The organism is Terribacillus halophilus (assembly GCF_900101385.1).
Lineage (GTDB): Bacteria > Bacillota > Bacilli > Bacillales > Amphibacillaceae > Terribacillus > Terribacillus halophilus.
The window spans coordinates 1-12,138 of sequence record NZ_FMZB01000009.1; the positions used below are offsets into that span (position 1 = coordinate 1).

A 12,138-nucleotide genomic window follows, 5' to 3' on the forward strand; every position below is an offset into this window, starting at 1 on the left:
ATCTGGTTTCCTGCGCTCGACTTGCATGTATTAGGCACGCCGCCAGCGTTCGTCCTGAGCCAAGATCAAACTCTCCATGAAAGTGTTGATGCTTTGTGCTCGTTAGAGCTGACGTTGATCTTAATGATCATGTCGTTTAGTTCGTAATTGGTTGTTTTGTTCAGTTTTCAAAGATCAATTTCGTTCCATCGCTCATTTGGCGACTAGAACATCATATCATGTTTTAACTTGCCTTGTCAACAAGTTTTTTTGTTTCTTTATCGTCAGCCGTTGTGCTCGCTGGCGACGCATATAAATATAACACGCTAGATAAATCGCCGTCAACACTTTTTTATAAAAATCTTACATTCATTTTCAACAGGCTGTTTACAGCTAGAACAGCTTAGCACATATAATCTCCCTACACCATATGAAATCGGTAATTTTTAAAAGAGGGCAGGTTAACCCCGAACCAGCACCCCTCTCGCATCTTTTATCAAAATTCTTTGATTCGGTATTCCCGATGGTATATTGCTTTACCTTTTGTTTCTGTCAGTACCGCTTCAATGATCTCCTTCTCCTCTAAGTAATTGAGGAGTGCACTCAGATGCGCTGCATAGGCTTCCACTTCTGGTCTATTCTTTAATTCCCCGAAGGTCCATGCCTCTTTCTTCACACGCATGACACGCAGCAGATGCTCTGCGGCCGAGTGGGATCTGGCATTGATGGCGACATTGACGGCAAGGAGCATAAGCTGTACGCGCTGATCTGTCTCTTCCTTGCTCTGGATGAACTCTTCACAAAGCTTATATACTTCCGAATCTATTCTACGCACTTGATTCCAAACGGTGACTTCCGGGTGGTGTCCTTTTTCTATAATGGACAGTCGAGCCAGGTAGTGCAGGCATCGAACCATTCGCGTATATGCATCGAGATACTGCCCGCTGTCATGAAGATCCTTTGTCTCGGCATAAGCACTGATCAGTTTCGCAAATTCAATCGTCATTTTCAGCTTCCGCTTTTCATATGGAAAACCAGCCAGTTCTTTTTTTAGTTTGTCGATATATTCATTACGATCAAAAACAACTTTCCCTTCGAAGATCCATTCAACCGCCCGCCGATACGTACTAGTATCAATCCAATAATGAAGCAGCGACTCCTCTACGATATGCATCGCCGCTATTTTCCCTTCATAACTATAATGCTTCGTAAACCACGGCTCGGCTGCCTGTTTGACGATCACCAACAGAATCATATCGAAATTATCCGTGGTCGGGCTCACTGGTCTTGTTTTTTCCACTAAGATGATCCCCAATGTATTCGGCATACTAGCACGTTCTTGATAAATCGGACGAAGAATGTTCTCCAAGGCAATCCCTCCGCTTGTAATTCTATATATTTTAGTAGTAATTCAACACATTTCTCCAAAATCCTTTTTTACCTGACAAAAGAAAAGCCTTCATCACGAAGGTGACAAAGGCAATTTCTATCTATAGAAGAACTCCGCTCGAGGTTAATGCTTGGTTGTTTGCTGACAATCCGGGCACGTACCATACAATTCCATCCGATGGTGAGTTACATCAAAATTAGTTACCTGGGCAGCGAGCTTCTCTACTTCATAAAGACTTGGATAATGGAAATCGACAATCTTCCCACATGAATCGCAAATCAAGTGGTAGTGTTCTTCTGTATCACAATCGAATCGGCTGGAGGAATCTCCATAAGTCAACTCCCGTACCAACCCGTTCTCACGGAACACACGAAGGTTGTTGTAGACCGTTGCTACGCTCATATTAGGAAACTTATCCTCTAGCGCTCGATATATATCATCAGCGGTAGGATGGATCTTGGAATTCAGCAAGAACTCAAGCACCGCATGACGCTGTGGTGTAATTCTGACGCCGGATTCTTTTAATCGCTCCACTGCTGCTTGTAATCTCTGTTCAGACACCGTCATGCACCTCGCTTTCACTTGTAAATAATACATTTGTCTAAACAATGACTATTATTACATTATACTTCTTCTAAATTGTAAAGGGCTTTCCCTGATCTTGTCAATATAAAACCCTGGTTTCCTTTAAATATCCGGGACAAGGGGATTCTCTTCTGTCCCTTGGAGGTGATTCGCGTATCTTGCAGCTACAAAAAGATAATCCGACAAACGATTGATAAAAGAAAGTGTCTTACCGCTTCTATCTCCCTCCGCCAACGCGACAATCAATCTTTCTGCACGCCGTACAATGGTACGCGCTTGATGCAAAGCAGCGGAACTCGGGCAGCCTCCGGGCAAAATGAATTGTTGCAGCGATGGCAGCTCCTCTGACCAACAATCGATATCCGACTCCAAAATGGAAATGTGCTTGGATTCCAGCTTCCATTGAACTTCTTTATCTGGTGGCGTTGCAAGTTCAGCCCCTGCATGAAAGAGCAGTGTCTGGACACGCTGCAGTGATTGGCGGAAGGGATCGTTTTCGGCCGCTAAAAGACTGAGTGCCATCCCAATGGCCGCATTTGCTTCATCCAACGTACCATAAGCTTCGACACGGGGATGATTTTTCGGTACCCGCGTTCCATAGATAAGTGAAGTTTCCCCTTTATCGCCTGTTTTTGTGTAAATCTTCATTAGTATCCTCTGTCCAAATCAATTTTATTTATATACTGCTTATCAGCTGCTTCATCTGTATATACCGCTAGATTCTTTTCGAAAATATCCATTGCCCGTTCATTATAATGAGGGGATTTACCTGCCATATGCGGAGTCAGCACAACACGTTCATGATCCCAAAACGGATGATCCCCCGGAAGCGGCTCTTCCTCGAAAACATCCAGCACAGCAGCCTTTATCTTCTCTTTGTTCAATGCATCCAGCAGGACATCCGTCGCCACCGCATCTCCGCGTCCCATATTAAGGAAGACCGCATGCTTTGGCATAAGGTCGAAGTGACTTTCTTTATAGAAATACTTCGTTTCCTTCGTACTTGGCAGAATGGAAATCAAATAATCTGCATGCGGAAGTACTGTTTCGATATCTTTTTGCTTATATACTTCATCAAAATGGTCTTTCGGTGACCCGCTGCGACTCACGCCGATTGTATGCATGCGGAAGGCTTTCCCTAGACGAGCCACTTCTTGACCGATAGCACCAGCACCGACGACCACAAGTTTTTTCGCTGTGATTTCATCTATCATCAGATTCTTATCCCATACATGTTCCTCCTGTTTCTTCAGGAAAGCACGCTCGTTGCGGGCAACTGCCAGGATGGATGAAATCGCATATTCCGCCATTTGGATGCGATGGATACCGTTGGCGTTTGTCAGCATAATGCCTTTTTCCGCCATCACATCAAGCGGCAGGTTATCGACACCGGCAGAAATGACCATGATCCATTTCAGCTTATCCGCTTTTTGTAGTGATGCCTCATCCGCACCTCTTCCGCCAGTCACCAAAATTTCCGCTTCCTTGATGAGTTCTTCCGTCTCTTCCTTTGAGGAACTGAAGTGGAAAGTAATACCTGGATAAGAGCTTTCAAAATGCTGTTTCATTTGCTGATCTAATTTCACCGCTACAAGAACTTGCATCTGCATCCCCTCCAAAAGTGTATGTATTTGTTTTCTCCCTTTACTATACCCCTTTTGCGGTGGGCACGAAAAGCGACATCCTCCACAAAAAAAGCCCAGACACTGAATGTCTGAGCCAATATCATGTAGGGGAGGTTTCATAGTGTACTATATGCCAGCGATTCCTCCCCCGTATATGCACTTGTCACGGATTGTGCCCTTTCAGTTCATCCAGTACAAATAATCCGTCCTTACGTATAAGCACATCATCGAAATAAATCTCAGCTTCCCCCGCTTGTTTGTTCAACCGAAGATCTTTCATCGGATCACCTCTCTTTTAATACCCATTATTACAAAAAACGACCCAATGCGTGTGCATTGAGTCGTGGATATTATTGAAGGTTTTCCCGAATGAACTGCAGTGCTTCTTCGGTATGTCCGTCCACTTTCACCTTACGGAACTCCTTCTGAAGGTTTCCTTCTTTGTCGATGATAAAAGTAGAGCGTTCGATTCCGTAATACTCTTTACCGAAGTTCTTTTTCAGCTTCCAGCATTCATAATCTTCTGCTACAGCATGGTCTACGTCTGCAAGCAAAAGGAATGGCAGGTCGAACTTATTGATGAATTTTTCATGGCTTTCGATCGGGTCTGGGCTGACACCGATGATGACTGCATCCAAGTCAGTAAATTTATCATGATTATCCCGGAAGCTGCACGCTTCTGTCGTACAGCCTGGTGTATTATCTTTTGGATAAAAATAAAGTACGATATTTTTTCCTTTAAAGTCATGCAGCGAAACGATATCTCCGTTTGTCGCAGGCAGAGTGAAACTTGGTGCTGCTTTGCCGATTTCCGTTGTCATGGATAGGCCTCCTTTAATTTCTGATATGTCTTAGCGTATCCGATTTAAGCAAGAAGCACAACTAATCTCCTTCGCCATTCATCTTCTGCCTTACGACTGTGTGCTGCCACACTTTCAGCACCAATCCAGATGGCAGCAAATATCCGATCAAGGCCTCTATCAAGGCAAGGAAGCGACCGACACCTACAGGCAGGATATCGCCGTAGCCGACAGTGAGTAACGTAACGCCGCTAAAATAGATGGAGTGCAGCAAAGAACCCGCAAGTGATGAATCGATCAAGTCACCGCCTTCTGCCAGTACGATGCCCTCGATTGACAAGATGAAATAAATCAAGCCAAATGCGAGCATCACACTCACATACAGAAATAACAAAGACAGGAATAAATCGATGGAAAATATCGAGGAGGATTTCACCTCGTGTTTAAAAAAGGAATACATACAGCCGATCAAGGCAATGAATATCAGAATCACCAATACAAACACCATGTCCATCCCTCCGGTCCAGCTGCAAAAGCCAAACTGCTTTCTCCGCTTGTCTAATTAGTTTACGAGCGGCATGTCCCGACTATGTGTCCCAAGGCGCTTTTTTCGATGGTCCAAGGCACATATGCTATACTGTATAAGAGAATGATACGGAGGTTCACCTATATGAATAAGACTAAATCAGAACAGTTACATAAAGAAGCACAGGAGCATATCGTCGGCGGTGTGAATTCCCCATCCCGTTCGTTCAAAGCAGTCGGCGGCGGTTCTCCAATATATATGGAAAAAGCACAAGGAGCTTATTTTTGGGATGTAGATGGCAACAAGTATATTGATTATCTGGCTGCATACGGTCCGATCATCACTGGTCATGCGCATCCGCATATTACAGAAGCCATCACCAAAGCTGCCCATAACGGCGTGCTGTACGGAACACCGACGCGTCTGGAGAACCAATTCGCGCAAATGCTGAAAGAAGCAATCCCTTCCTTGCATAAAGTGCGCTTCACAAACTCCGGTACGGAAGCGGTCATGACGACGATCCGGGTCGCTCGTGCCTTTACCGGACGCAATAAACTGATCAAGTTTGCCGGCTGCTATCATGGGCATTCCGATCCAGTGCTCGTGGAAGCAGGATCAGGTCCATCCACTTTGGGTACACCTGACTCTGCCGGAGTACCAGCATCGATTGCTGCAGATATGATCACTGTCCCATTCAATGATCCAGAAGCATTACACGACGCTCTGGAAAAATGGGGCGACCAGATCGCCGGTATCCTAGTCGAACCGATTGTCGGCAACTTCGGTATCGTGACACCAGAGCCTGGATTCCTGGAAAAAGTGAATGAGTACGCTCATGCCAAAGGTGCCCTTGTCATCTATGATGAGGTCATCACAGCCTTCCGCTTCACATACGGCAGTGCTCAGCAGCTTCTCGGTGTTGAACCGGATTTGACAGCGATGGGCAAAATCATCGGCGGCGGTCTGCCAATCGGTGCATATGGCGGTAAAAAAGAGATCATGGATCAAGTAGCTCCGCTCGGACCTGCATATCAAGCTGGTACAATGGCTGGAAACCCAGCTTCTATGGCAGCGGGTATCGCTTGTCTGGAAGTGCTGAAGCAGCCAGGTATTTATGAGCGTTTCGAAGAGCTCGGCGCGAAACTGGAAGCCGGTATCTTACAGCATGCAGCTGATGCAGGTGTGACGATAACTGTCAACCGTTTGAAAGGGGCACTTGCGGTCTACTTCACCGATGAGAAAGTCACCAATTACGCACAAGCTTCCGCCTCCGACGGCGAGAAATTCGCACAGTTCTTCCAGCTGATGCTGGCACAAGGAATCAATCTTGCGCCTTCCAAATATGAAGCATGGTTCATAACGACTGCCCATACAGAAGAAGATATCGACCGGACACTCGAAGCGGTAAAAACAAGCTTCGAACAAATGAAATAAGGGTATGCTAAAAGGCATCAGCACTTTCGCTGATGCCTTTTTTTGGTCTGAAATATTTATTCAGTTAATACTTTATTATCTCAGGGCATTCGTGTAACATCATATAGGATAATCTTTCATGGAAAGAACGGAGGATCCAAGAAATGAAACTTGGTGCCAGAATGCTAAAAACTGGCGTGGCAATCACTATTGCCTTATATGCAGCGACCTTACTTCAACTGACGCCGGTATTCGCTGCCATCGGAGCTGCCTTTTCAATGCGGCAGTCCGTCTATCAATCCTATATCGGACTCATGGATCAAGTGAAAGGGAATATTGTCGGTCTGGTCGTTGCCGTTACAATGTATTATACCTTCGGGACGGAACCAATCATCATCGGGGTTTCCGCCATCTTGACCATTGGTCTTTGTGTAAGCTTGAAAATACGGGAGAGTGTCATTGCAATCGTATCTCTAGTTTCTGTTATGGAGAATACAAGCGGTATGGATTTTCTACCATTCGCCCTGCTGCGGTTCTCGACATTGACATTGGGTATTTTATCCGCCTTCTTTGTGAACCTGGTTTTTCTTCCACCTAAATATGAAGTTGTATTATTGCAGAAAATCGATCAATTCAGCACTGAAATCCTCCAGTGGCTGCGTGTCGCTACGCGTAACTGGTCGGACCAGCCAGCTTTGAAGGATGAGATTGCCAGGATCGAATCTGAAATCCAGAAAATTGACGATATCTATACCCGATTCACAGAAGAACGAACTTATACGAAAAAACAAAAGCTCGTGAAAGCTCGAAAACTCGTTGTCATCCGCCAGCTCATTACGACCTTGAAACAGTCACATGGCATCCTTGAAGAAGTATATGATCTTGGAGAAAAGATGTCAGAGCTTCCGACTTGTTCAAGCGATAAATTCGTCGAAGAACTCGATAAAGCAATCATGTCACATGAGAAACTTATCCTGAGCGCAATGGGCCGCATCAAGCACCAGCAGGAAGAAAGCAATATCCGCGAAACACTGGATCCCGATATCCCGGCACTTGTTGACTTGCTGATCCATGTTTTCGAAAACAAGGAAAACGATGAGAAGATGATCTTCCTTCCGCTTGCTTCGCGACTGATGGAATATCACAGGGAACAGGATAGACTGAAGCGGCTTTTGAACAGTTACCTCAGATACCATAACGAAGACTTTACAGTGGTTATGCCAAAGGAATAAAGTACATCACTTTTTTATCAAGTGATGTACTTTATTTATATCCATTTAACGGAAAATGATAAAATGGATATACAAAACTTATCAGGGGGTTTTCTGACTGAGGACAAATCACGACATGATGGAGTTAATACAAAACGTAGCAAAAAAAGACGAACGAATCCGCGCGGTATATATGAATGGTTCCAAGACCAATCCCCAAGCACCAAAAGATATCTTTCAGGATTATGACATTGTCTATGTAGTAACTGATCTGACTTCCTATCTCGATAACCCGCAATGGATCGATGTGTTTGGAGAACGGCTGATGATGCAGGAACCAGATAAACTGGATATCCAAAGAGGCCTTCATGTCAATACGAATAGTTACGGATACCTTATGCTTTTCCAGGATGGAAATCGACTTGATCTGCGTTTGCAGACGATTGAAGAAATGCAAAATACATATGAAACCGACAGCCTTACTGTTCCGGTTTTAGATAAAGACGGGATGCTTCCACTTATCCCTCCTGCCTCCGATAAAGACTATCACGTCCACCAGCCGTCAGAAGCTGATTATTATGCCTGTACCAATAATTTCTGGTGGTGTTTGCAAAATGTCGCTAAAGGTATTTGGCGAAGGGAACTTCCATATGCGAAGCAAATGTTCGAACTAGTCATACGCCCTTGCTTGGACCAAATGGTGAATTGGTGGATTGGCTGCAAGTATGCATTTCAAGTGAGTCCAGGAAAAATGGGGAAGTATTTTAGTACATACCTTCCTCCTGACTATTGGCAGCTTTACTTATCGACCTATTCCAGCAGCTTGGAGCAGCATTTTTGGGACAGCGTATTCTCGACTTGCAGATTATTCCGATGCTTAGCTCTAGACGTAGCATCTAATTTAGGATTCTCGTATGCCGAAGAGGAGGAAAAAGCAATGCTCCTTTTTCTTTATAAGGTTAAAGATTTACCCGATGGTGCATCATCAATTTTTTAACAAAACCTTTATCATTATGGGAATCTCTACCCAAGCTTCTATAATGCACTAAGGAAATGATTACCCTATGCACATTTACTAGAAAGCGGCTATAAACATGTCAAAATGATGTCCAGAGAGACAAAAAAGACTGTTGAGTTCTACTCCTCAACAGTCTTCTTCTGTAGTTTTTCCAATCTCTCTTTCCTTCTTTTAATAATTTCTTTGTAGTTAAAATAGGAGCTATTATACGTTTTCCCGAATACTCGCTGTGCCTGCAAAGCCGAGATAAGCGCCAACCCAGTCATCAAAAAGGAAGAGCTGAAAATTCCTGCTATTAACAACCCCGCACTTATAAAAATCCATAACTGAATGGAGTATTTCATTACTATTCCTCCAAATTATAGGTATGCACTTCTTCTGAACGCTTTGAGATATTTAATGCTTCAAATAAGAGGGCTTTTGAGGCGACATACGCATTATACTCAATTCGCTCAAGCATGTCATACGCTTTCCGAAGTGTTTTATCTACGACGAGTATGCCGTGCTTATTCAATAGCATCGCTTTAGGGAGCGCTTCATCTGACAAATCACTTAGATGATCTTTTACAATAGCTGCCAGCTCTTTAGAAGTTGCTGGTGCAAACGGTAATGTCGGAATTTGACCAAGCTTTTGCGTAGCCTCCGTTAAGTTAGGCAACTCCATTCCTAATGTGGCAAATACCATAGATTCCTTTGGATGTGCATGTAAGACACAACCAATATCTGAACGTTGTTTATAACAGGCCATATGCATGTTTATCTCACGTGTTATATTTCCTTCACCTTCTATTTTTTGCTCATTCATATCTACTACTAATATTTCATAAGGTTTTAAATCGCAGAACTTTTCCTGAGACATCAAAGTAGGGGTCATGATGATATGGTCATCATTCATACGTACACTCACATTGCCGCCTGCTGCATTTGTCTCATAGCGATCAAACATAATCTTTACAACCTTACATAAGTCCTCGCGTTCTTTACGATATAGCATCTGGGTTTACCTCCATTTTTTTAATTTCTATCATTGGCAGCATCTGCTCTGCTTGGTTTAAATCAAAATCAGTGCAATTCCGTTTTGTTACCTTGGATGCAGAACAAACTGTAGCATATGCGATTGCTGTTTCCAGATTGGCCTTTTGTGCTAATTGTGCAAGGAAACTCCCAACGAACACATCCCCTGCACCTGTATCATTTACTTCTTTAACCTTTGGCGGGACCACACGGTAAACTTCACCAGCATGAACAATATAACTTCCTTCTTTCCCCATGGAAGCAGCCACATATGGAATGCTTTTATTTAAAGCTAATAAACGATTTTTTATAGAATCTATTCCTGGAGTTAGTAGTTCTTCTAGTTCAAACTGATTCGGCTTAATAAAATCCACTTGCATCTCTACCGCTAATCGGAGCGCATCACCAGAAAGATCACACGCAATAAAGCTCCCTGCCATTTTGCCAACATCAATTATTTCTTTAAGTCGTTCCAGTGAATAATTAGGGGGAAGCGAGCCCGCTAAAACAAGCATATCTTCTTTTCGCAATAATCTTTGCAGTTGGGAGATCAATTTTTTATGATTAGCTCTTGAAATTTGAAAGCCGCTATCCGTCACCATCGTACTACCCTGGCTCTCCTCATCTATTAACACGATACACTCCCTGGTTGATGCATTTTTTTCGACAATCAACTGATGAGTCACTTGTTTCGCTTGCAGAATTTTTTCCATCTGCTGTTGATTCTCAGACCCTATAAAACCTAACGCAATATTTTCAATACCAAATTTGCTTAACACATGCGAAACGTGGAGTCCTTTTCCGCCTAGATCGTACTCTACCGTTTTTACGCGATTCGTTTTCTTTTTCATTAATAAACCGCTTGTTTGGATAAGCCGATCGATGGCCGGATTAAGCGTGACGGTGTAAATCATTTTTTATCGCCTCCTTACGCTACTTCTTCCTCCTTCTTTAATGCTTCCGTACGTTTTTTCATCATTCTGTAGTACACAACAAGCAACACAATCCATACTGCTCCAAAGAAGATTCCTAGAATGCTGCCGCTTGATGCATCTGCAAATATATAACGGAAAACGGGATATTCTAATGTACTCCAGGAAAGAAGCTGGCCGTCTGCAATATTTACGGCATTAGTATCTCGAGCAAGCTGTGTAATGGTTGGTGCGAATCCTGTAGCAATATATAAGAATATTGGAGTTGTAACAATACCGAGTAATATCATCCGAAGCAAGTTTCCTCCTGTGATGATTAAGGCCGGAACTGCTAACGATGTATTGATAATCCCCGCAAACGGAAGAACATTGTTACCTGGCAGGATGATCGCATAAATAAGGGTGATCGGTACTAGGATGATCATCGCTACCCATACTTCGTTACTTCCTGCTAGTATTGGCCAATCGAGACCAATGAACAGTTGTCTGTTTTGAAACTTCTTTCTCATAAAATCGGAGACAGCTTCTGATAAAGGAGATAACGCCTGCATAAACAATTTTGCTACCATCGGAAAAAGTGTTAGCGCAGTAGCCGCCTGAACCGCAAGCGTCAAAGTTGCCTGAACAGAATAACCAGCAACAATACCTAACAATAGACCAATGATAAAACCCATCACATGGTTTTCCGCAAAGATGCCAATTCTTTCTTTTAAAGTATCTGCATCTACATGTTTATCCAGAAATGGCACTTTACTAATAAGCCAGTTAAACGGAAGCAGAAAAGCCCCGAATATCATCATACTGTGCGACACCGTAACTCCAGGGATGCCGGTTATTTTTTCTATTTGCTTTTGATTCACGTCCCCTAAAAGCAGTTCGATGACCATTTGGAAAGCTGCTACTAAAAATGCGAGGACGACATTTCCGCTTACTCCAATAACTAGTACTGCCGTAAGGATTTTTCCCCATACATTCCACAAGTCCACGTTTAGCGTCTGGGTCTTGTTGATGATCAACATCACTGCATTGACAGCCATTTGCAACGGAAACATAAGGAAGGCTAAAGGCCACGCCCAAGCTAAAGTTGCCAAAGAAGTCCAGCCGCCATCAATGATATTGAGCTCAATACCTGTACGTTCCACAAGCCCTTGCGCTGCGGGCGTTAGTGCATTAAGCATAAAGCCGATAACAATGTTCATTCCAATAAAAGCTACGCCAAGAATGACAGCTGCACTAAAGGCTTCTTTCCATTTCATTTTTGCTGCTATCCCTACAATAAACATCAGTAACGGTACGAAAACTGCCGCTCCTAGATCTAATACATATTGAAAGATTTGTTGTAAAAGATCCATCCTCTCCACCTCCTACGATTTTAAAAGCGAGATTAGTTTTTCGGTTTCTTCCTTCATTCCCATACCTGTTAAAAAGGCAATTCCATTTAAAGTAGGGATATCATATTCTTTCTTGGCCTTTGTAATTGCGATATATACATGGCTAGTCTTGATATACTGATCCAATGACTTAATATCCACCGCTTCCACGTTTGCTTTCACACCATTTTCATTCAATATCTTTTTTACTTTGGACGCTACCGTCTGACTCGTTGCTACACCGGAACCACATGCAACAATAACTGTTTTCATCT

Annotated in this window: 14 protein-coding genes and 1 rRNA gene; 3 read left to right on the top strand and 12 right to left on the bottom strand. The window is 43.3% G+C overall.

Going from position 1 to position 12,138, the window contains the following annotated elements:
• The 7 genes from BLQ53_RS19075 to BLQ53_RS14435 form a co-directional block, all read right to left on the bottom strand.
• Positions 1-81, bottom strand: a 16S ribosomal RNA gene (locus BLQ53_RS19075); the annotation flags it as partial.
• Between the two features lie 394 nt (positions 82-475).
• Entirely contained in the window at positions 476-1,348 is an 873-nt protein-coding gene (locus BLQ53_RS14410; protein WP_093728008.1) for a nucleotidyltransferase-like protein, read from the bottom strand.
• A gap of 144 nt (positions 1,349-1,492) precedes the next feature.
• Positions 1,493-1,936, bottom strand: coding sequence for a peroxide-responsive transcriptional repressor PerR (perR, locus tag BLQ53_RS14415; protein ID WP_093728009.1), 444 nt, complete (start codon positions 1,934-1,936; stop codon positions 1,493-1,495).
• A 120-nt stretch (positions 1,937-2,056) separates the two neighbouring features.
• Complete coding sequence (locus tag BLQ53_RS14420; protein WP_093728010.1) at positions 2,057-2,602, bottom strand: cob(I)yrinic acid a,c-diamide adenosyltransferase; 546 nt, start codon at positions 2,600-2,602, stop codon at positions 2,057-2,059.
• Positions 2,602-3,558 carry a D-2-hydroxyacid dehydrogenase gene (locus BLQ53_RS14425; RefSeq protein WP_170829715.1) on the bottom strand — a complete coding sequence of 319 codons (957 nt, stop codon included), beginning with the start codon at positions 3,556-3,558 and terminating at the stop codon, positions 2,602-2,604. Before BLQ53_RS14425 ends, BLQ53_RS14420 begins: the two co-directional genes overlap by 1 nt.
• A gap of 371 nt (positions 3,559-3,929) precedes the next feature.
• Positions 3,930-4,400, bottom strand: coding sequence for a thioredoxin-dependent thiol peroxidase (gene bcp / locus BLQ53_RS14430; protein ID WP_093728012.1), 471 nt, complete (start codon positions 4,398-4,400; stop codon positions 3,930-3,932).
• A gap of 61 nt (positions 4,401-4,461) precedes the next feature.
• The gene (locus BLQ53_RS14435; protein ID WP_093728013.1) at positions 4,462-4,887 is read right to left on the bottom strand and encodes a potassium channel family protein; all 426 of its coding nucleotides are present in this window, start codon (positions 4,885-4,887) and stop codon (positions 4,462-4,464) included.
• A 162-nt stretch (positions 4,888-5,049) separates the two neighbouring features.
• On the opposite strand from BLQ53_RS14435, the gene BLQ53_RS14440 reads away from it, so the two are divergent.
• From BLQ53_RS14440 to BLQ53_RS14450, 3 genes are all read left to right on the top strand, one after another.
• Positions 5,050-6,339 carry a glutamate-1-semialdehyde 2,1-aminomutase gene (locus BLQ53_RS14440; protein ID WP_093728014.1) on the top strand — a complete coding sequence of 430 codons (1,290 nt, stop codon included), beginning with the start codon at positions 5,050-5,052 and terminating at the stop codon, positions 6,337-6,339.
• A gap of 143 nt (positions 6,340-6,482) precedes the next feature.
• Positions 6,483-7,550: an FUSC family protein gene (locus tag BLQ53_RS14445; protein ID WP_093728015.1), complete on the top strand. Its 1,068-nt coding sequence runs from the start codon at positions 6,483-6,485 to the stop codon at positions 7,548-7,550.
• A gap of 97 nt (positions 7,551-7,647) precedes the next feature.
• Positions 7,648-8,526 (top strand): aminoglycoside 6-adenylyltransferase, encoded by an 879-nt coding sequence (locus BLQ53_RS14450; protein WP_093728016.1) that lies wholly within the window; start codon positions 7,648-7,650, stop codon positions 8,524-8,526.
• Positions 8,527-8,666: 140 nt separating this feature from the next.
• Here BLQ53_RS14450 and BLQ53_RS14455 read toward each other — a convergent pair whose 3' ends face one another.
• From BLQ53_RS14455 to BLQ53_RS14475, 5 genes are read right to left on the bottom strand one after another with little or no spacing between them, the layout of a single operon-like run.
• Entirely contained in the window at positions 8,667-8,891 is a 225-nt protein-coding gene (locus BLQ53_RS14455) for a hypothetical protein (protein ID WP_093728017.1), read from the bottom strand.
• 2 nt (positions 8,892-8,893) lie between these two features.
• Positions 8,894-9,541, bottom strand: coding sequence for a class II aldolase/adducin family protein (locus BLQ53_RS14460; protein ID WP_093728018.1), 648 nt, complete (start codon positions 9,539-9,541; stop codon positions 8,894-8,896).
• Complete coding sequence (locus BLQ53_RS14465) at positions 9,528-10,475, bottom strand: 1-phosphofructokinase family hexose kinase (protein ID WP_093728019.1); 948 nt, start codon at positions 10,473-10,475, stop codon at positions 9,528-9,530. Before BLQ53_RS14465 ends, BLQ53_RS14460 begins: the two co-directional genes overlap by 14 nt.
• A 14-nt stretch (positions 10,476-10,489) precedes the next feature.
• Entirely contained in the window at positions 10,490-11,845 is a 1,356-nt protein-coding gene (locus BLQ53_RS14470) for a PTS galactitol transporter subunit IIC (RefSeq protein ID WP_093728020.1), read from the bottom strand.
• A gap of 12 nt (positions 11,846-11,857) precedes the next feature.
• Entirely contained in the window at positions 11,858-12,136 is a 279-nt protein-coding gene (locus BLQ53_RS14475; protein ID WP_093728021.1) for a PTS sugar transporter subunit IIB, read from the bottom strand.
• Positions 12,137-12,138: the final 2 nt, after the last annotated feature.